This window comes from Pseudomonas sp. Marseille-QA0892, assembly GCF_054950135.1.
Window position 1 is genome coordinate 528,099 of the sequence record NZ_CM143104.1, and the last position, 20,318, is coordinate 548,416.

17 protein-coding genes are annotated in these 20,318 nt (G+C 61.4%); 6 read left to right on the plus strand and 11 right to left on the minus strand.

Annotated features, from left to right (window positions below; genetic code table 11):
* Positions 1-74 precede the first annotated feature (74 nt).
* The 8 genes from arnF to ACY8D3_RS02305 form a co-directional block, all read right to left on the minus strand.
* Positions 75-482, minus strand: a complete 408-nt coding sequence (gene arnF / locus ACY8D3_RS02270) for a 4-amino-4-deoxy-L-arabinose-phosphoundecaprenol flippase subunit ArnF (RefSeq protein WP_462381409.1) — start codon at positions 480-482, stop codon at positions 75-77.
* Positions 479-823: a 4-amino-4-deoxy-L-arabinose-phosphoundecaprenol flippase subunit ArnE gene (arnE, locus tag ACY8D3_RS02275; RefSeq protein ID WP_462381410.1), complete on the minus strand. Its 345-nt coding sequence runs from the start codon at positions 821-823 to the stop codon at positions 479-481. Before arnE ends, arnF begins: the two co-directional genes overlap by 4 nt.
* Positions 820-1,701, minus strand: a complete 882-nt coding sequence (gene arnD, locus ACY8D3_RS02280) for a 4-deoxy-4-formamido-L-arabinose-phosphoundecaprenol deformylase (RefSeq protein ID WP_462384201.1) — start codon at positions 1,699-1,701, stop codon at positions 820-822. Before arnD ends, arnE begins: the two co-directional genes overlap by 4 nt.
* Positions 1,701-3,695, minus strand: coding sequence for a bifunctional UDP-4-amino-4-deoxy-L-arabinose formyltransferase/UDP-glucuronic acid oxidase ArnA (arnA, locus tag ACY8D3_RS02285; protein WP_462381411.1), 1,995 nt, complete (start codon positions 3,693-3,695; stop codon positions 1,701-1,703). The genes arnD and arnA overlap by 1 nt, the downstream gene beginning before the upstream one ends.
* Entirely contained in the window at positions 3,688-4,707 is a 1,020-nt protein-coding gene (gene arnC, locus ACY8D3_RS02290; protein WP_462381412.1) for an undecaprenyl-phosphate 4-deoxy-4-formamido-L-arabinose transferase, read from the minus strand. Before arnC ends, arnA begins: the two co-directional genes overlap by 8 nt.
* The gene (gene arnB / locus ACY8D3_RS02295; RefSeq protein ID WP_462384203.1) at positions 4,704-5,852 is read right to left on the minus strand and encodes a UDP-4-amino-4-deoxy-L-arabinose aminotransferase; all 1,149 of its coding nucleotides are present in this window, start codon (positions 5,850-5,852) and stop codon (positions 4,704-4,706) included. The genes arnC and arnB overlap by 4 nt, the downstream gene beginning before the upstream one ends.
* 508 nt (positions 5,853-6,360) lie before the next feature.
* Positions 6,361-7,128, minus strand: a complete 768-nt coding sequence (locus tag ACY8D3_RS02300; protein WP_462381413.1) for a glutamine amidotransferase — start codon at positions 7,126-7,128, stop codon at positions 6,361-6,363.
* Positions 7,129-7,175: 47 nt separating this feature from the next.
* Positions 7,176-8,471, minus strand: a complete 1,296-nt coding sequence (locus ACY8D3_RS02305) for an NAD(P)/FAD-dependent oxidoreductase (RefSeq protein WP_462381414.1) — start codon at positions 8,469-8,471, stop codon at positions 7,176-7,178.
* 752 nt (positions 8,472-9,223) lie between these two features.
* On the opposite strand from ACY8D3_RS02305, the gene ACY8D3_RS02310 reads away from it, so the two are divergent.
* The 6 genes from ACY8D3_RS02310 to ACY8D3_RS02335 all read left to right on the plus strand — a co-directional run bounded on the left by ACY8D3_RS02310 (position 9,224) and on the right by ACY8D3_RS02335 (position 16,438).
* The gene (locus ACY8D3_RS02310; protein WP_462381415.1) at positions 9,224-10,345 is read left to right on the plus strand and encodes a branched-chain amino acid ABC transporter substrate-binding protein; all 1,122 of its coding nucleotides are present in this window, start codon (positions 9,224-9,226) and stop codon (positions 10,343-10,345) included.
* Between the two features lie 174 nt (positions 10,346-10,519).
* The gene (locus tag ACY8D3_RS02315) at positions 10,520-11,434 is read left to right on the plus strand and encodes an ABC transporter permease subunit (RefSeq protein WP_462381416.1); all 915 of its coding nucleotides are present in this window, start codon (positions 10,520-10,522) and stop codon (positions 11,432-11,434) included.
* Between the two features lie 4 nt (positions 11,435-11,438).
* The gene (gene livM, locus ACY8D3_RS02320) at positions 11,439-12,716 is read left to right on the plus strand and encodes a high-affinity branched-chain amino acid ABC transporter permease LivM (protein ID WP_462381417.1); all 1,278 of its coding nucleotides are present in this window, start codon (positions 11,439-11,441) and stop codon (positions 12,714-12,716) included.
* Entirely contained in the window at positions 12,713-13,585 is an 873-nt protein-coding gene (locus ACY8D3_RS02325) for an ABC transporter ATP-binding protein (protein WP_462381418.1), read from the plus strand. Before livM ends, ACY8D3_RS02325 begins: the two co-directional genes overlap by 4 nt.
* Complete coding sequence (locus ACY8D3_RS02330) at positions 13,582-14,301, plus strand: ABC transporter ATP-binding protein (RefSeq protein WP_462381419.1); 720 nt, start codon at positions 13,582-13,584, stop codon at positions 14,299-14,301. Before ACY8D3_RS02325 ends, ACY8D3_RS02330 begins: the two co-directional genes overlap by 4 nt.
* Before the next feature lie 883 nt (positions 14,302-15,184).
* Positions 15,185-16,438, plus strand: coding sequence for an OprD family porin (locus ACY8D3_RS02335; protein ID WP_462381420.1), 1,254 nt, complete (start codon positions 15,185-15,187; stop codon positions 16,436-16,438).
* A gap of 186 nt (positions 16,439-16,624) precedes the next feature.
* Here the strand turns inward: ACY8D3_RS02335 and ACY8D3_RS02340 are convergent, their stop codons facing one another.
* The 3 genes from ACY8D3_RS02340 to ACY8D3_RS02350 all read right to left on the minus strand — a co-directional run bounded on the left by ACY8D3_RS02340 (position 16,625) and on the right by ACY8D3_RS02350 (position 20,299).
* Entirely contained in the window at positions 16,625-17,107 is a 483-nt protein-coding gene (locus ACY8D3_RS02340) for an RDD family protein (RefSeq protein WP_462381421.1), read from the minus strand.
* A 544-nt stretch (positions 17,108-17,651) separates the two neighbouring features.
* The gene (locus ACY8D3_RS02345) at positions 17,652-19,346 is read right to left on the minus strand and encodes an ABC transporter permease (protein ID WP_462381422.1); all 1,695 of its coding nucleotides are present in this window, start codon (positions 19,344-19,346) and stop codon (positions 17,652-17,654) included.
* Positions 19,343-20,299, minus strand: a complete 957-nt coding sequence (locus ACY8D3_RS02350) for an ABC transporter substrate-binding protein (RefSeq protein ID WP_462381423.1) — start codon at positions 20,297-20,299, stop codon at positions 19,343-19,345. The genes ACY8D3_RS02345 and ACY8D3_RS02350 overlap by 4 nt, the downstream gene beginning before the upstream one ends.
* Positions 20,300-20,318: the final 19 nt, after the last annotated feature.

Consider the following 20,318-nt stretch of genomic DNA (forward strand, 5'->3'; position numbering starts at 1 on the left):
ATGGAACAACAGGCTGACGGCGTGAAGGTGGCCAGTACGGCAGCCTGGGCTGGCCGTAATACACTCATTTTCACTTAAAGCTCCTCACGTGCCAGGCCGCGTGCGCCTGGAGCGCGGCGCGAATGGATGGTGAGCACGCCAGCGACGATGAGTGCGACACCCAGCGATTTCAGTACGCTGAATGACTCGCCGAACAGCAGTGTCGCGGCGAAAAAAACGAGCGGGTAGCTCAGGCTCAACAGCGCATAGGCCCGCCCAAGGGGGAGGATGCCTAAGGCGCCTACCCAGCAGGCGATCGATACGGCGTAGCCGGATATGCCGGCAAGCACCATCAGCAGCGAATCCAACGATATCGATTGTGGACCATTCAGCCAGTTCGCGGGCGGCGGCAGGCTGGCCATGCCGGCCCGCATGGCCAGCTGCGCTGCACTTACGCAAAGCACGCTCCCCATTCCCAGCGCTATTCCGCGGCCCGTCCTCATATCTCCATCCCCAGCACGACAATGCCGGCAATGATGAGTCCGACACCCAGCCAATGACGTGCATCGATGTGCTCGTGGAACAGCCAATGCGCAGCAAGCGTGACCCAGACGAAGTTAAGGCTCAACATCGGGTAGGCGATGCCGACTTCGAGGCGCTGCAGGACCAAGAGCCAGGCCAGTAACCCAAGGCCAAGAAAGGTCAGCCCGGCCAGGAGCCAGGGCGAACGAAGCTTTTGCCAGGCGGTGCGATGGTGGCCGCGCCAGCGCTCGACTGCGATCTTCTGGGCGATCTGTCCAAGGCAACTTAGAAAACTGGCCAGCGCGACCAGCATGATAGTCATGCTTCTACGCCCAGCCAGCCTTCACGTCCCGCCAGCGTGCCGCGACGAACCCATCCAGTCGGTAGGCTTGAAAGATCCGCCGGCAAGCGTTCACCAAGCGGCTTGAACGCGATCCCGCGTGCCTCGGCCATGCCCAATAGTTCGGTGAATGCGGCGTCCAGCGCGATGCCTTCTACCTCGGCATGGGCGGTGTAGATGTTGAGTGCATCCGTGCGGAAGCGTTCGAGGAGAAACGTGTTGAAATCCGCTGAAGTCAGGGATGGTCCGACGGCTTCATCGTAAGTCGGAAGCGTGACGGGAACCTGGACCGCGCCGAGGCGGCCATCCGCGAGGCAAGGACGAAACAGCCGTTCACCACGGCAATCGCTGTTGTACCGAAAGCCGAAGGCTTCCTTCGCCTCGACCACGCGCTCGTCGGCACGCCAGCCAGCAGCAGCGGAACAGGTTATCGGTTGCCCGAGGATCTCGCCGAGTGTCTCGACGCCACGCTGGATCTGCTGGCGAAGGACTTCGGGTGACCAGTGCCCGACATGCGCCTGCCAGCCATGGTGATCCCAGGCGTGCAGGCCCACTTCGTGCCCGGCAGCCTGGGTCTCCCGCATGATGCTGCCAAGCTCACGGCCGATCTGCCGACCCGGCCACGCCGTGCCAGCCAGCAGGATATCCCAGCCATACAGGCTGGCTGCATTCGAGCGCAGCATCTTCCACAGGAACTGCGGCCGGATGAGGCGCCACAGGTGGCGCCCCATGTTGTCCGGCCCTACAGAGAAGAAGAATGTTGCCTTGATGCCGGCAGTGTCCAGCCGCTCGAGCAGGCGTGGCACGCCATCACGGGTGCCACGAAAGGTATCGACATCGATACGCAGCCCGGCTTCGATCATCGCGCCTCGTCCGCCTGGCCGGCCAGTGCCTCATGCAGGAAAAAGTCCAGCGTCTTGCCGATGGTTTCAGCCATGTCGACCTCCGGTGTCCAATCCAGCATCTTGCGCGCATTGGCAATGCTGGGCTTGCGATGCGAGACGTCCTGATAGCCTTCGCCGTAGAACGAACGGCTTTCGACTTCACGGAAGCCGGCGAAGGGCGGGAAGTAGCTACGCAGTGGATGCGCCTCGAATTGGCTCAGCAGCGTTTCGGCCAGCTCACGGATGCTCGCTTCGTTGGTTGGATTGCCGATGTTGATGATCTGCCCGTCACAGCGGCCGCCCTTGTTCTCGATGATGCGGAAGAGGGCTTCGATCCCGTCGTCCACGTCGGTGAAGCAGCGCTTCTGTGCACCGCCGTCGACCAGTTTGATCGGCGTGCCTTCCACGAGGTTCAGGATCAGCTGGGTGATGGCGCGTGAGCTGCCGATGCGCGCGGAATCCAGTCGATCCAGACGCGGCCCCATCCAGTTGAAGGGGCGGAAGAGGGTGAATTTGAGGCCGTCTTTCTTTCCATACGCCCAGATCACGCGGTCCAGCAGCTGCTTGGAAACGGAGTAGATCCAGCGCTGCTTGTTGATGGGGCCGACGATCAGGCGGGACTGGTCTTCGTCGAACTCGTCATCATCACACATCCCATAGACTTCGGACGTCGACGGGAAGATCACGCGCTTATCGTATTTGACGCAGTAGCGGACGATCTTGAGGTTTTCCTCGAAGTCGAGCTCGAACACCCGCAGCGGGTTGCGGGTGTACTCGATGGGGGTCGCGATGGCAACCAGCGGCAGCACCACATCGCTCTTCTTGATGTGGTATTCGAGCCACTCGGTGTGGATGCTGATGTCGCCTTCGACGAAGTGGAAGTTCGGGTCGCCCTTCAAGCGCTCAATGGCGTCGGAGCCGATGTCCAGACCATAGACTTCGTAGTTGCCGTCACGCAGCAGGCGCTCGGAAAGGTGATTGCCAATGAAGCCATTGACGCCCAGGATCAGCACACGGGTGCGGCGCTTGGGCTTGAACGCGCCACTGTTACGCAGACGCAGACCCTCGACCAGCCCCATCTCCCGCGCCAACTGCGCACCGGCCAGATACAGGCCGTTGTCGCCTTGCTGTCCTGCAACGATTTCCAGTGCGCCTTCGCCGCAGACGACGCGCAGCGGGTCCAGGCTAAGCACGGTACCGGGCACGCTGTTGGGGGCCCCTTCGATGACCCGGGCGTTCCACACGATAAGCTTGCGATCACCCACGAAGGTAAAGGCGCCCGGATAGGGCTGCGTGACAGCCCGGACGAGGTTGTAAAGCTGGCCTGCTGGCAGGGTCCAGTCAAGTTCACCGTCTGCTGGCGTGCGGCGGCCGAAGTAGGTGGCCTTGCTCTCATCCTGGGGGGTTTCCACCACTTGGCCGCTGGCCAGGGCAGGCAAGGCATCGCCCAGCAACTGACTTGCTGCACTGCGCAGCTTGCCGTGCAAATCCTGAGCAGTGTCGTCGGGGCCAATGGCGACAGGTAGCTGGCTGACGATCGGACCGGCATCCGGGCGGCGGACCATGCGGTGCAGCGTGACGCCCGTTTCCGTTTCGCCGTTTACCAGCGCCCAGTTGGCAGGCGCGCGTCCCCGATAACGGGGCAGCAGGGAGCCGTGAAGGTTGTACGCACCAACCCGGGCTGTCTCGAGCAATGCCTCGCACAGCATGTGGCGGTAGTAGAACGAGAAGATGAAGTCGGGCGCGATTTGGCGGATCCGCTCGATCCAAAGGGGGTGGTTGACGTCTTCCGGCGCGTGCACCGGGATGCCGTGGCGCGCGCAGAGCTGGGCGACGGAACCGAAAAAGCGGTTTTCTGAAGGATCGTCCGGATGGGTGAAGACAGCGGCTATCTCATAGCCCGCAGCGCGCAGGGCTTCGATGCCGGCGCAGCCGATATCGTGATAGGCAAATACAACAGTCTTAGTCATGGGAGAACGAACCTTGTGTTGAAACGGAGGAAACGAGCGGGGCGGGCGTGGCAGTCGTTGAAGCGGAGCCGCGGACGATATGTTCGATGAAGTAGCGGGGGCGTGCGCGAACGTCGTGATACATGCGGCCCAGGTACTCACCGAGCAGGCCCATGCCGACAAACTGGGCGCCCGTAAAGATGAACAGAATCGCGAACAGCACGAATACGCCTTCAGCGGCCCAGTCCGGACCCAGCAGTACACGCAGGGCAAGCAGCAGGAGGCCGAAGCAGAAACCCACCAGCGCCAAGGCGCCGCCGATGATGCTCAGCAGGCGAAGCGGCGTCGTCGTCATGCAAGTGACGAGGTCGAACATCAGGTTGATGAGCCGCATCGGCGTATATTTGGAAACGCCGTGCTCGCGCTCCGCGTGGCTCACGTGGATTTCGGTGGTATGCCGGGCGAAGCTGTTGGCGAGGATGGGAATGAAGGTGCTGCGTTCATGGCATGCGAGCATCGCTTCGATGATGCTGCGGCGGTACGCGCGGAGCATGCAGCCGTAGTCGCTCATGGCAACGCCTGTCGAGCGCTGCACGGCCAGATTAATGACACGCGAAGGCAGACGACGGAAAGCGGAATCCTGCCGGTTGTCCCGCACGGTGCCGACGACGTCGTAACCCAGTGCGGCCTGTTCCACGAGACGCGGGATTTCCTCCGGCGGGTTTTGCAGGTCCGCATCAAGGGTGATGACGACATCGCCCTGACACTGTTCGAATCCGGCCATGATCGCGGCGTGCTGGCCGTAGTTGCGGTTCAGGATCACCGCGACGACATGGCTGCCTTCGGCCCGCGCGGCGGCCTGGATCATGTCAGCCGAGCGATCACGGCTGCCGTCGTCGATCAGTACGATTTCATAAGCGCGGCCCAGCTGTTTGCAAGCGGCATCGGTACGGGCGAGCAGCTCGGGCAGGCTGGCTTCTTCGTTGTACACCGGGATGACGACCGAGACGCGCTCGATGGGATAAGGCTTCATGCTGCGCTCTCCAGAACCTGTCGAATGACGCCAACCACGCGATCCACGTCGGCCAGGTCCATATCGGGGAACAGCGGAATCGAACACAGGCGACTCGAGTTCCATTCCGTATTGGGCAGGCTCACATCCGGGAAGCGCTCGCGGTAGTAGCGCTGGACATGCGTGCCGATGAAATGAATGCCGGTACCGATGCCCTGCGCCTGAAGGCCCTGCATGAAAGCATCACGGTCCAGTCCACAGCGCTCAGGGTCAATCCGCAGTACGAACAGATGCCACGCGTGGGTGTGCGGGTAGGTCGGGAGCGCAAGCGGCTGCACGGGTAGGTCCGCCAGGCGCTCGAGGTAGGCGTTCGCCAGCATCGCGCGCTTGGCATTGATGGCCTCGATCCGCTCGAGCTGCACGAGGGCTATGGCGGCATTGATATCGGTGAGGTTGTACTTGAACCCAGGTTCGATGACCTGCGCCTGCGGCTTGCGACCGTGGGTCAGGCGGTCATAGGCGTCGACACCCAGTCCGTGGAACTTGAGCGTCCTTACGCGCTGAGCCAGTGCTTCGTCATCGGTGACGAACATGCCACCTTCTGCGCAGGTGAGATTCTTGATCGCATGGAACGAGAAGATGGCGGTGTCCTGCGCGCCAACAAGGCGGTCGCTATAGCGTGTGCCGACAGCATGCGCGGCATCTTCGATGACGGTAATGCCATGCTGACGTGCCAGCGCGTAAAGCGGGTCCAGGTCGAAGGCTGCACCTGCGTAATGGACCGGAATGATGGCTTTCGTACGGGGAGTGATGGCCGCCTCGATGCGAGCGGCATCCGTCATCAGGGTGTCCCGGTCTACATCGACGAACACAGGTGTCGCGCCCAGCAGGCAGATCAGGTTGGCCGTCGAGACCCAAGTCTGTGACGGTGTGATCACCTCATCGCCCGGCCCGATGTTCAGCGCGAGCAGGGCGACGTGCATGCCTGCCGTGGCCGAGGAAAGGGCTACCGCATGCTGGCAGCCCAGGTATTCGCAGAAACGCTGTTCGAGGGCGCCATTCTGTGGCCCGGTGGTGATCCATCCCGAGCGCAGGACGGCCGTAACGGCCGCGATTTCTTCATCACCGATGCTGGGGCGAGAAAAGGGAAGGAAGGGCAGTGACATGTTGTATCCCGTACCGGTCATCACGAGACTCGTCGCCATAACCGTAGCGAGAGTCGGATAGGCCCAAACGCTGGGCGGTTGCTGGCGTGCGGGCTATGCACACCTACTCGAGCTCGCACCCTCGCAGGGAGGGCCTTCCGCTCCGGTACCCATTAATCGAACGCATGCGAACGCGACGCGGCAGGGATGCGGGTCGGGTCAATGTGCGGTTTGTTCTGAGTTATAGGTGCGCTTGGATCGGTTTGGCGTTGCGATGGCGACGAGTCGAGCGCAGGGGAAAGCGGTAACTCACGCCCCTGCTCGAAAGCCTTGAGGGATCATAGCGACGCGTCGGAAAAGGCGGCTGAACGCCACATGAACAGATGAAAAGTAGGGTTGGCCTTCACGATGGAAAGCCGACGCGTGACACGCCACAGGCGCTGCCGTACCGAACCAGCGGTTGCTCGTTGGTGCGACTGCCATACGGAAGGGAGGACGGGCATCTCGTCGAAAGATGCCCTGGGAGGAGTTAGTAAGGCGTCGCCAATGCCCTGGCTACGCGTGGCGCTTGAAGGGCGTTGCGCGTCACGAATTCGATCAGCAGGCGGGCCGCGAATGGCGTTGATTCAAGCGAATCCAGGAGCGCTGAGACATCCAACCCCTCGGCTTCGAGTACGCCGCGGCGGCGTTCGAGGCAAGTCGACAACAGCTCCGGTGTGAACTCGGGATGGAACTGGGTGGACCAGGTCTCGCCACCATAATGGAGGATCTGGTGGGGGTCGCGTGTCGAGCCCGCCAGGACTCTCGCGGTGGGCGGAAGGCTCACCACGCTCTGCTCATGGCTGAGGATTACGGGAAACACGGAAGGGAAACCGGTGAGTATTGGGTGCGCGCGTCCGGCTTCGGTGAGTTCCACATCGAGCGAGCCCAGCTCACGCCCGCCTGGCAACCAGTCCACATGGCCACCGAGTGCATGCGCAATCAGTTGGTGGCCGTAGCAGACTCCGAAGAGCGGGACGCGCGCGGCATGTACCAAGCGAATCCAGTCCGCCGTGCGCTCGCTCCACTCAGCGCGGTCGGTCACCATCGACCATGAGCCGCTGATGATGACGGCGCCGACGTGACTTGCTTCCGGCAATGCCTCACCCAGATGGGGTCGTACACACACCGGCTCGATGGGCAGTTCCTCGAAAAGCGCGAGGAACCAGTCCATCTGTTCGCCGACGCGCGCCCGGATTTCTTCGGGCGGCACACTCATTTGTACGATCAACAACGGGATGAAAGCATTGTGAGTCATGTCGTGGCCTGCGTTCGTCGGCGCCATCCGGCGGCATACGTTCTGGATCAATGCAGCTTGAGACGGGGCTCCGTACTGCGTCCGATCCGATCGCTCAGCATCAGCAATGCCGTGCGGACCGGACCATAAAGGGCGGCCTGATGAAGCCGGTAGAGCGATACGTAGAACATTCGCGCCAGCCAGCCTTCGAGCTTTACGCTACCCATCAGGTTACCCATGAGGTTGCCGACCGCGCTGAAACGCGAGAGCGAGATCAGCGAGCCATAGTCCGTATAACGGTACGTTGACAGTGGCTTCCCCTGAAGCCTGTGCTGCAAGGATTTTGCCAGCAGCGACGCCTGCTGATGAGCGGCTTGCGCGCGCGGCGGCACGTTGTACTCGCTCCCGTCGCCGCGCGGGCACGCTGCACAATCACCGAAGGCGAAGATGTCGTCATCCCCCGTGGTCTGGAGCGTCTGGCGAACGACAAGCTGGTTGATGCGGTTGGTTTCCAGCCCATCCAGATTGGCGAGGAATGCCGGGGCGCGAATGCCAGCAGCCCATACCTTCAGCGATGCCGGAATGAATTGCCCGTCTTTGGTCGTCAAACCGTCGGCGCTGACCTGTGCAACCGGCGACCCGACCATGACCTTTACACCGATCTTCTCCAGCGTCTGGTGAACGGACGTGCTCATGCGTTCAGGCAGCGCTGGGACGACACGCGGGCCCGCTTCAATCAGGCTGATGCGCAGATCCTCTGGCTGGATTCGATCCAGACCATAGTCAGCCAGCTCACGCGCGGCATGGTGGAGCTCTGCCGCGAGCTCGACGCCGGTCGCACCTGCGCCGACGATAGCGATGTCCACCGACGCAGCGGCCTGGCCGGCATGGGCGCGCATGTAGTGGGAGAGGAACTGGCGGTGGAAGCGTTCGGCCTGCGCGCGCGTGTCGAGGAAAATGCAGTGCTCAGCCGCGCCAGGCGTGCCGAAATCGTTGGTATTGCTGCCGATCGCGAGCACCAGCGTGTCGTAGCTCAGCGTGCGTTCGGGCAGGATCACCTCGCCATTCTCGTCATGTGTGGCTTCGAGCTGGATGACTTTTTCAGCGCGGCTCAGTCCGCACATGCGGCCAAGCTGAAAATGGAAGTGGTTCCACTTGGCCTGAGCGACGTAGTTGAGCTCGTCTTCCGACGAGTTCAGCGACCCGGCAGCAACCTCATGCAGAAGCGGCTTCCAGATATGCGTCATGTTCGCGTCGACCAGGGTGATACTGGCTTTTTTACGCTTGCCCAGCGAGTTGCCAAGGCGGGTAGCCAGTTCCAGGCCGCCGGCGCCGCCGCCAACGATCACGATACGATGGGTCATATGGATATCTCATAAGATTGAAAACGAAAGCGGTCCGCTCCGGGCGAGCGCTGGTCGTCGCGACTGAAAGCCTGTCGCGTACGGCCGTGCAGCTACGAGCACCGGGAGCATGGGAATAGAGTCCGACGTGAATCGTTTGATTTGGTTCATGCGGAGCGGTGGCGAAGGCGCGTGTGTGGCGGCTTCGACTCGAATTCGGTGCAATATTGTAGAACTGGCAGCCGTCCCACTCAATGCAAGCCGCCTGATGGCGCTCCCGGTGGACCTTGTCCTGCACAGCCAAACGGCTGTTATGAAAGCTTCATCGATGGGGTTCCTGCCGCGGCCATACGCCTCTGGCCACCCATCTATAAAGGCAGGCCAGTATGCAGATCGAGCAGCTAAAAGCGGCACCTCGATTGTGCGAATCACCAGGCGCTGCTGTGCCGCTATTCATAACATCAGCTGTTACGTTTGGTGCATGCGGGCGTTCACTGCTGGTGCGGATGTGTAGATTTGCTGCACCGCTAACGTGCGGCAAATGCTCCGAAACTGCGCACTATCGTAGTCAAAATTGCTAAAACCGCATCGGTGTCGCCCTTCTAATCATAAATGGCGCGTTGACGCTGTTTTCGAGCGCGGTTTTTACAGCTTCCGCATTCATTTTCGTGGAATTTTCCGATCCGGCTATCGCGGGCCTGGAGGCAAATGGCTGGCACACGCTTTGCTCTGGCAAGCGGGCCAATCCAGCAAATCTCCTTCAGGAGCAACACATGCCTCACAAGACTTTCCGTAAGGGTGTAATGGCTGTTGCAATTGCCAGCGCGATGGGACTGTCGGCCATTGCACAGGCCGATGTCGTGATCGGTGTGGCGGCGCCAATGACGGGCGGCAACGCGGCCTTCGGCGAACAGCTGTGGCGCGGTGCGGAGCAGGCGGCCGCTGATATCAATGCGGCGGGCGGCATCAATGGCGAGAAAATTACGCTCGTCAAAGGGGACGATGCCTGCGAACCGAAACAGGCGGTCGCTGTGGCGAATCGCTTGGTGGATTCGGACAAGGTCGTTGCTGTGGTTGGCCATTTCTGCTCGTCGTCCACCATGCCTGCTTCGGAGATCTACGACGAGGCCGGGATCATTTCCATTACCCCGGCCTCGACGAATCCGCAGGTCACCGAGCGCGGCCTCACCGGTGAGTTCCGCATGTGCGGCCGGGACGACCAGCAAGGCAACATCGCTGGCGATTACATCGTCGACACACTCAAGGCCTCCAAGGTCGCCATCGTCCACGACAAGGATACTTACGGGCAGGGACTCGCCGACGCGACGCGCGCGCAGCTCAACAAGCGCGGCGTGAAAGAGATCATGTACGAGGGGCTGACCCGCGGCGAAAAGGATTTCAACGCCTTGGTCACCAAGATTCGTGCGTCCGGTGCAGACGTCGTCTACTTCGGTGGTCTGCATGCCGAAGCCGGTCCGTTGGTTCGTCAGATGCGCGAGCAGGGAGTCACCGCAAGGTTCGTGTCCGGCGACGGCATCGTAACCGATGAGTTCGTCGGTACCGCAGGCGGTGCCCAGTATGTCGACGGCGTGCTGATGACCTTTGGCGCCGATCCGAGGCTCATTCCCGCGGGCAAGGAAGTCATCGAGAAATTCCGCGCGAACGGTTATGAGCCCGAAGGCTACACGCTCTACTCCTACGCCTCCATCCAGGCGCTTGCGGCCGCTTTCAACGGTGCTGGCAGCACCGACGGCGCTGAAGCCAGCACATGGTTGAAGAGCCACCCCGTGCAGACCGTCATGGGCACCAAGGAATTCGATGAGAAGGGTGACCTGAAAGTCTCGGACTATGTGATGTACCAATGGGGTGCGGACGGCAAGTACAAGCAACTCTGACGTCTCCTGGCGGCGTCGTGTACTGACATGGCGCCGCAAGGGTGCTTGCGCGCGGATGGCGCCGCTCGTACCGAGCTGCCCCGACACATTCTTCCTCCAAAGGGCGACGCGCCTTCGGGCCCGTCGGCGGACCGCTGCGCACGGCAAATTCCTGTCTGACTCGAGAGTTGATTAATGGACGCGATTTTCTGGCAGCAAATGGTCAACGGTCTCACGCTGGGTGCGGTGTATGGCCTGATCGCAATCGGCTACACGATGGTCTACGGCATCATCGGCATGATCAATTTCGCCCACGGCGAGGTGTACATGGTTTCGGCGTACATCGCCGCCATTGCCATCGCCATTCTGGGCTTCTTCGGTATCCATTCATTCCCGCTGGTGATCCTGGGCACACTGGTCTTCACGATCGTGGTTACGGGTGTGTACGGCTTCGCCATCGAACGGATCGCCTACAAACCCCTGCGCAACTCGACACGCCTGGCGCCCCTGATCTCGGCGATCGGCATGTCACTGATCCTGCAGAACTACGTTCAGCTCAGCCAGGGCGCTCGCCAGCAGGGGATCCCGACCATGCTCGAAGGCAGCCTGCGCCTGCATATCGGTGATGACTTCGTCCAGCTGACCTACACCAAGGTCTTCATCCTTGTCGCGGCCATCCTCGGCATGCTTGCGCTGACCTTCATCATTCAGAAGACCCGCCTCGGACGCATGTGCCGCGCAACCCAGCAGGACCGCAAGATGGCGCAGATCCTCGGGATCAATACCGACCGAGTGATCTCCTACGTGTTCGTGATCGGAGCTGCCATGGCTGCGCTGGCAGGCGTGCTTATCACCCTGAATTACGGCACGTTCGATTTCTATGCCGGCTTCATCATCGGCATCAAGGCATTCACAGCCGCCGTGCTCGGCGGAATCGGCTCGCTGCCTGGCGCGATGCTCGGCGGCATCATACTGGGCATCGCGGAAGCGCAGTTCTCGGGGATGGTGAACACCGACTACAAGGACGTCTTCAGCTTCTCGCTGCTGGTGCTGATCCTGATCTTCCGACCACAAGGGCTCCTGGGTCGTCCCCAGGTGACGAAGGTGTGACGCCGTGAGTACACAAGCTTCCATCGATATAAAAAAGGCGCTCATCGACACCCTGATGGCTGGTCTGATCGCATTGATCGTGTTCGGTCCAGTCGTGGGCGTGGTGCTGCAGGGCTACGACTTCCGCATGGAAACCGAGCGGGTCGTTTGGATGGTCGGCATCGTCATGGTGGGAAGGCTGTTCCTCAGCCTCTTTCTCCAGACGCCCCGCGGCCAGCGCATCCTCGAGGGATTCGAAACGTCGGGTGGCGGCGTGGGGGTGTTACCGCCAGGGCACACGTCACGCATCAAATGGGTAGTCCTGACGCTGATCGTGCTGGCGGTGATCTTTCCCTTTTTCGCCAACAAGTATCTCTTGACCGTTGTGATCCTTGGCCTGATCTATGTGCTTCTCGGGCTGGGGCTGAACATTGTCGTAGGGCTGGCGGGCCTGCTGGACCTGGGCTTCGTCGGCTTCTATGCCATCGGCGCCTACGGTCTTGCCTTGGGCTACGAGTACCTCGGTCTCGGCTTCTGGACCGTCCTTCCGCTCGCGGCCATCCTGGCAGCGCTGGCCGGTGCGATCCTGGGCTTTCCGGTATTGCGCATGCATGGCGACTACCTGGCCATCGTGACGCTGGGCTTCGGCGAGATCATCCGCTTGGTGCTGAACAACTGGCTGTCCTTCACCGGCGGCCCGAACGGGATGTCAGCACCGGCTCCGACCTTTTTCGGCCTCGAGTTCGCTCGTCGTGCGAAGGATGGCGGAACGCCGTACCACGAGTTCTTCGGCGTTGCATATGACGGGAACATGAAGTTCTTCTTCATCTACGCCGTGCTGTTCATCGTCGTCCTACTCGTGCTTTACATCAAGCACCGCCTCAGCCGAATGCCGGTGGGGCGCGCTTGGGAAGCCTTGCGCGAAGATGAGGTCGCCTGCCGCGCCATGGGACTCAACCACGTCCTGGTGAAGCTCTCGGCATTCATGCTCGGCGCCTCGACTGCTGGCCTCGCCGGTGTGTTCTTTGCCACCTACCAAGGTTTCGTCAACCCGGCGTCATTCACCTTTTTCGAATCGGCACTGATTCTTGCGATCGTGGTACTCGGCGGCATGGGGTCCACCGTCGGCGTCGTGATCGCCGCCTTCGTGCTGACGGTGGCGCCCGAGTTGCTCCGCAGCTTTGCGGACTACCGGGTGCTGCTGTTCGGCGTGCTGATGGTGGTGATGATGATCTGGAAACCGCGCGGGCTGATCCGGGTTAACCGGGTCGGGATCGCCCCACGCAAAGGAGTGGCACCATGAGTGACGTCATTCTCACCGTCGACCGCCTGATGATGCACTTTGGTGGCATCAAAGCCTTGAACGACGTCAGTTTCGACATCAAACGGGGTTCGATCTCCGCACTGATTGGCCCGAACGGTGCGGGCAAGACCACCGTATTCAACTGCCTGACCGGGTTCTACTCGGCAACGGGCGGCAAGATCCTGCTGAATGCGCAGGGCAAGACGACGGATGTGATCCAGATTCTCGGCGAGCCCTTTCACATGGATGACTTCATCAGGCCGCGGCAATTCGGATCGCGTGTTTGGTACAAGATGTTCGGCGGCACGCACCTGGTGAACCGTGCCGGCCTTGCGCGGACGTTCCAGAACATTCGCCTCTTCAAGGAAATGACCGTGCTGGAAAACCTTCTAGTGGCCCAGCACATGCTCACCAATCGCAACATGGTTTCGGGGGTGCTCAACCTGCCGAGCTATCGACGCGCCGAAAGCAAGCTGCTTGATACCGCGTTCTACTGGCTTGAGATCGTCGACCTGGTGGAGCATGCCAACCGTCTGGCTGGGGAGTTGTCCTACGGACAGCAGCGGCGGCTCGAGATCGCCCGAGCGATGTGCACGGCGCCGGAAATCATCTGCCTGGACGAGCCTGCCGCGGGCCTCAACCCTGCTGAGACCGAGGCACTTTCGAAGATGATTCGGATCCTGCGTGATCAGCACGGCATCACTGTCCTGCTGATCGAGCACGACATGGGCATGGTCATGAGCATTTCCGACCACATCGTCGTACTCGACCACGGGCTTGTTATCGCCCAGGGTGGACCGGAAACCATCAAACACGATCCAAAAGTCATCGCTGCCTACCTCGGCGCGGAAGAGGAGGAGGTGGCATGAACACCACACCCCTGATCCAGTTCAAGGACGTGGACGTGTTCTACGGCCAGATCCATGCGCTGAAAAAGGTGAGCCTGCACATCAACGAAGGGGAGACGGTGAGCCTCATCGGCGCCAACGGCGCGGGGAAGTCGACCTTGCTGATGTCGATCTTTGGCCAGCCACGTGCGGCGTCCGGGCAAATCATCTACCGGGGCACGGATATTTCGAAGAAGTCTGCCCATTTCGTGGCGTCCAATGGCATCGCCCAGAGCCCGGAAGGCCGCCGTGTTTTCCCTGACATGACTGTCGAGGAAAACCTGCTGATGGGGACGATTCCGATCGGCATGAAATACGCCGACGAGGACAAACAGCGGATGTTCGATCTGTTCCCGCGTCTGAAGGAGCGTCGCAATCAGCGAGCGATGACGATGTCCGGGGGCGAGCAGCAGATGCTCGCCATCGCCCGCGCCCTGATGAGCCGACCGAAGCTGTTGCTGCTTGACGAGCCATCCCTGGGTCTGGCGCCCATCGTCGTGAAGCAGATTTTCGCAACGCTGCGCGAGCTGGCGCAAACAGGGATGACCATCTTCCTCGTCGAGCAGAACGCCAACCATGCCCTGAAGCTCAGCGACCGTGCCTACGTGATGGTCACCGGCGAGATCCGCATGACAGGCACCGGGCAGGAGCTGTTGGGCAACGAGGATGTGCGTAACGCCTACCTTGGCGGGCATTGAGCACGCGAGTAGAGCCAAACCCGGTGGGTGCCGGTTTCGGTGTTGATTGCCCGGTGGGTTACGCTTCGCTAACCCACCCTACCGCCCGCGGCGCTGAGCTCGACCTGCAGCATGGCGCCCGTGCGCGTTTGAACGGTGGAATCCCGAAGGGCTTCCACCGTTTACCTCGAACGCCAAGGCCGTCGACAGATCGGCCGGGTACCGTCGCGTATCTTTCACGTGAGCACTGCCAAACCCAATGGGTGCCGGTTTCGGTGTTTATTGCTCGGTGGGTTACGCTTCGCTAACCCACCCTACAGCCCGCGGCGGTGGACGTAGCGTGCGAAACGGGACTCGTGCGCATTTGTAGGGTGGAATCCCGAAGGGCTTCCACCGTTTACCTCGGACGCCACGGCCAACGACGCATCAGCCCAATAGTGTCGGCGCCTCGTTTACGCCAGCCTTGCCGTACCCAGTGGTGCCGGTTCGGCGCTGATCGCTCGGTGGGTTACGCTTCGCTAACACTCTCTTCAGGGCTTGTTGATCCTGCATACGTGCCAACCTGCGTCGACCGTCTCGCCTAACAATCCAATATGACGGACGCGTTACCGATTCAAGACTTCTGTGTCCGTAATCCTTGGACATTGAGCCCTCTTATTCCAGCCCCCTCGCTTCTTTAGGCTTCCCCCCGTCCTGACGCGCTGCGGCAGGGCATTGCTCCTTGCAGCAATTCGCATCCCATTGGTTTGTCGGTCCGTTCGACGGGCACCACCCCGCCGCACGGTGCCGACCTTTTTTTGCGTAGCCAACGCCGACAAGCCCAGGGAAGAACAAAAGCAACGCGATCACGCTGCCAGCCAAGAGGCGCCGGGCGAACCGGCGACACATAAAGGGAATGGAATACATGCAAACCGTGAAAATCAGCGCCTTGGCCGTAGCGGTCATGATGGCGGCTACCCAGATGGCCGTAGCCAGCCAGCAGTCGGAGTCGAAGGGCTTCGTCGAGGGCTCGAAGCTCAACGTGAAGAACCGCAACATCTACTTCAAGGACGACTTCCGTAGCAGCGGCGCGCCGAAAAGCTACACGGAAGAGTGGGGCCATGGCCTCATCGGTACCTTCCAGTCGGGCTTCACTCAGGGCACGGTGGGCTTCGGTGTCGACGCGCTCGGCATGGTCGGCCTCAAGCTCGATACGGGCCGTGGCCGTGTTGGCAGCGGCCTGTTCCCGGTAGGGGACGACGGCAAGGCGCAGGATGAATTCTCCCAGGCCGGCGCAGTGGTCAAGGCCCGTGTCTCGAACACGACGTTCAAGTACGGCGATCAGATCATCAGCAACCCGGTATTCGCCATGTCTGACAGCCGAATCCTGCCGGAAACGGCACGCGGCGCGCTGATCACCAGCGAAGAAATCGACAACCTCGTCCTGCAGGCCGGTCACTTCACATCGCTCAGCGCCAAGGCAGCCACTGGGCATGACTCGATCGTCCGTGGCGGCCAGACACTGAAGTCGATCGACTTCATTGGCGGTAACTACATCGTCAACGATCAGCTTTCCGGTGCGGTGTTCTACTCCAACACCGAAGACTTCTTCCGCAAGTGGTACGGCAACCTGAACTTCGTTCAGCCGCTGTCGGATAAGCAGGCCCTGTCGTTTGACTTCAACATCTACGACACCAAGAGCATCGGCCAGGAGTACCTGGGTGATCTGAGCAACCGCGCCTGGAGCCTCGCGGCAGCCTACAGCGTCGGCGCGCACAAATTCACCGTGGCCCACCAGCGCATCTCGGGCCGTGGCGGCTACACCTACAAGATCGATGGCGGCAGCTCCATGTTCCTCGCCAACTCGGTCCAGTATTCGGACTTCAACTTCGAAGACGAGCGCTCCTGGCAGGCGCGTTACGACCTGAACATGAAGTCCCTTGGCGTACCAGGCCTGACCTTCATGACCCGCTACATCCGCGGTAGCAACATCAACACCAACCAGACCAATAACGGCAAGCAGTGGGAGCGCGACATCGAAGCCCGCTACGTGGTGCAGGGCGGCCCAGCCAAGGACCTCAGCCTGCGCGCGCGCTACGCGACGCACCGCAGCGCCGACGTCGAACGCGACGTGGATCAGCTGCGCCTGATCGTCGAATACCCGCTTAGCATCCTCTAAGCGGCTCCCGGGGGGGACGAAAAGACCGGCTTAGGCCGGTCTTTTCCGTTTGGTCGGTATGACGTCGAATGGGGCATGCCACTTCAAGTGGGAGGTCCGCCCCATGATGTAGCTCGGGGCCGTGCAGCACAGGGCTACGCCGTTTTCAACCCAGTGCCGCTATGACACACACTGGGCGCTGTGGGTTTAGAAGCCGGGTTTGGCTTCCTGGTACACGTCAGAGATGCTTCGTACCTTGTAGCTGAGTTTTCCGACCTGTATCACGATGGTTTTGGCGTACATGTCGCCCAGCCGCGTTCTGGATTCCAAAAAGATCCAGATCCAATCCAGAATAATCAGCGCGCCTGCGTTGCGGGTGACCGATTGGGTCAGGGTAGCGGGGCGGAATACGTTTCTGTCCACGACCGCGATGCTTAGAAGTCGCTTCCCGATGCTTTGGCCGTTTGGCAATGCGTCCGCCAGCAACAGGTAAGCGAAGGCAGCGATGCAGGCGGCGATGTTCACACCTCTAGCCGTGATCTCAGGCACATGAATCAAAAGCGCTGTCGCGGTAAACCTGACTGCCAGAAATATCAGCAAGGCGGCTGAGCCGTCTATCGCCTTCGATGCTGCGCGACGTGTGACGCTTGCCAGGATTATGGGACTCGATTGGATGCCATTTGCATTCACAGCGTTTCTCCTGCAGAGCGTTTGGTGGCGTAGGGCGCCGCTTATACCTCCAGCTGTTGGCACAAGCCGCTATTGCCAGACGTGACCCGCGAGTTTGCCGACAAGGCGACGGTCGAATCACTGCTTGATAGCGGAACCCGCGAGCTCGCTAAGCTGAAAAAAAAGGCGTGCCTTGGCGGATGCCGCCGAGGTGCGCGTTGGAAGAACCGTAGGTCTCGTCTTACCGGCCAAGAGCAACACGCAATGTTGGGACAGGGCCTATGGCGGCTGAAAACCCGCGCATCGTTTCCACCCGGGTTGAAAGTCTGGGGTAAGGTAGGAGCCCGAGCGCGTCCACCCTCGGCGCTGTAATCCGCTTGAGTGGTGCGTACGGGTAAGGCCAGCAGTTGAGTAAGGTGGAAAACGGCGAAGCTTTTCCACGCGGTTAGCGAAGCCAACAACGATCAAGGACCTGCAGCCCCGGCCATGTTTTCGCATGGCCGGGGGCGCTGCTTGATCGCCCGGGCAGACCCGAAGCCGCCTGCCGGCATGCTTCGGGATGTGCTCAGACGCCCGGGAGGCGTTTACGGCCGAGCACCGTCAGGCTTACCAGCAGCGCGGTGGTGCTGAGGATGGCGACGCAGCTCATGGCCATGCCCATGCCAGGTGAGCCTTGCTCGAACTGGGCGAAGACGAAGGTGGAAAGGGTCATCATGCCGGCTGGGGCGACCATCAACGAGGCGACAAGCTCTCTTGAGGCGATGGCAAATACCAACAGCATCGCCACGATCAGGCTTGGCGCCATGGTTGGCAGCACGATGCGGCGGAACGCAGTGAAGAAGCCCGCGCCGCACAGGCGCGCTGCGGCCTCCAGGTTTTCCCCCATCTGCCGCAGCGCAGCCGACGCGTAGCGCACCGGGTAGGGCAGCAGCAGACAGCTGTACGCCAGCAACAGCATCACGGCGGTGTTGTAGATGCGGATCGGCCAGTAGGACTGGTTCCACGCGAGGATCAGTCCGACGGCCACGACCACGCCTGGCATCGCATTCGGCAACAGTGTCAGGGCGTCGAGCAGGCGGCTGCCGCGCGTTGCGTTGCGTACTACCAGATAACCTGCCAGCGCCCCGAGGATGCCGGTTAACAATGCCGTGCCGACCGCAAGCGACAGACTGGTCACCAGCGCCTTTATCGCCATGGCGTTATTGGCGAGCGCCTGGAAGTGCCGGGTGGAAAGGTTCTCCAGCGTCAGCCCGCCGGACAGCGTGCCAGTGAACGCCGTCGCCAGCATCGCGCCCAGCGGCATCAGCACGGCTACTCCTGCAACAGCGGCGAACAGCCCGGCGACCGGCCAGCGCCACACACCGAGCTCGCTTGGAACCAATGGGGTTGGCTTGCCCGTCTCGGTCACGAACGAACGACGGGTTACCAGCCAGTGCTGGAGATAGAACGCCAGCAGCGCCAGCATCACCAGGATCAGGGACAGTACCGACGCGCCGGGAATGTCGATGGGCCAATCGGAAAAGCGTTCATGGATGGCTGTCACGAGAACGCGGTAGCCGATTTGCGCGCCCAGAGTCGCGGGCGTGCCGAACTCCTCGATGGTCAATGCGAACACCAGCAGCAGGCTGGCGGCGATGCCCGGCGTGGAGAGCGGCAGGCTGATGCGCCAGAGCGTGTGCCAGCGGCCAGCACCACAAACGCGGGCTGCGAAGGCGTATCGCCCACCGACGGCCTGCAGCGTACGCGAGACGGCAAAGTACACAACGGGGAAAACGTTGAGCACCATCACGAAGACGATGCCCGACAGGGAAAACAGGAAGCCGCCGGCGTGGCTGCCGGTCAGCTGCTGGGCATACCCGCGGGGTTGAAGAGTCACAATCCAGGCGAACGCAGCGATGTACGGCGGAATCATGAAGGGTATCAGCATCATGAGGTCCCACAGCCGCGCGCCGGGGACCCGCGTCAATGCGCGGAGAGCACCCAGCGGCACACCGACCAGGGCGCTGGCGACAACCACCAGTAGCCCGAGCGTCAGCGTGTTGCCGACCAGTCCCAGCAGTGCTGGCTGGGTCAGCAACGTACCCAGCAAGCCAAAGGGCGCCGACAGATCACCCTTGGCGAATCCGGGAAACACGGCCTGCAGCAGGACGTAACCCAGCGGCATGCCCACCAGCAGAATGAGCATTGCCCCGGTCACCCAGGTCATCAGCCTGGCGCCGCCGAAGCGGGCCAGGCGTGGCATCGGCGCCGTACTGCTCATCGTTCGGTGATGCTGCGGAAGCGGGCGAGGATTTGCTCGCGCTGCTGGTTCATGGCTTCGCTATCAACGTCGATCAACGTCATGTCGTTCAGCCCCGGGCGGTCCACTTTCACATCCGTGCGCGCTGGCATCAGGTAGGCTTCCGCGACGCGTTGCTGGCCCTTCTCGGACAGGACGTAGTCCACGAAACGCTTGGCGTCCTCGGGCATCTTCGATGACTTGAGAATCATCATCGGGCGCGCCGAGACGACGGTGCCGCTCTTCGGAAACACCACGTCAATGTGTTCGCCCTCGGCCTTTTGGCCAAGCGACACATAGTCCACGGCGCCGAAGACGACCGACTTCGCGCCCTGCAGTACCGGGTTCAGTGCGCGAGCATTCGGGCCTGCGACGAGCATGCCGTTGTCCTTGAGTTGCTGGATCAGCTTCCAGGTTTCTTCCTCGCCGTTGGCCGAAATCAGACCACTGAGCAATTCGAATGCCGCGCCGGATTGAGCCGGGTCAGGCATGGTGACCTGGTCACGATAGGGCGCTTTGGTCAGATCCGACCAGTCTTCAGGGCGTGGCGCCTGGCTATCGCTGTTCCAGACCAGCGCGAGTGCCGTTGCGCCCTGCGCGACATAGTTATCCGTCTTGAGGTTGTCCGGTACGTGCTCGGCATTGGGCGAGCGATAGTCCAACAGCAGTCCCTCGTCTGCGAGCGCCTTGGCGCTGTCCCAGGAGGCCGAGATGACAACGTCGGCCAAGGGGTTGCTGCGCTCGGCTTCCAGGCGCGCCATGAGCTGCCCGGTGGTGCTTTGGAACACATTCACGTCGACGCCGGTTTCGGCCTTGTAGTCAGCGGCCAATTGCTCGATGAGCGAAGCCGGGTTTGCGGTGTAAACGGTGAGCGGGGCAGCGTGGACCAACGGGGTAAGGCCCAGGGCAGCAGCGAACAGAGCAGTGCGAAGCATGGCGATCTCCTTGATGACG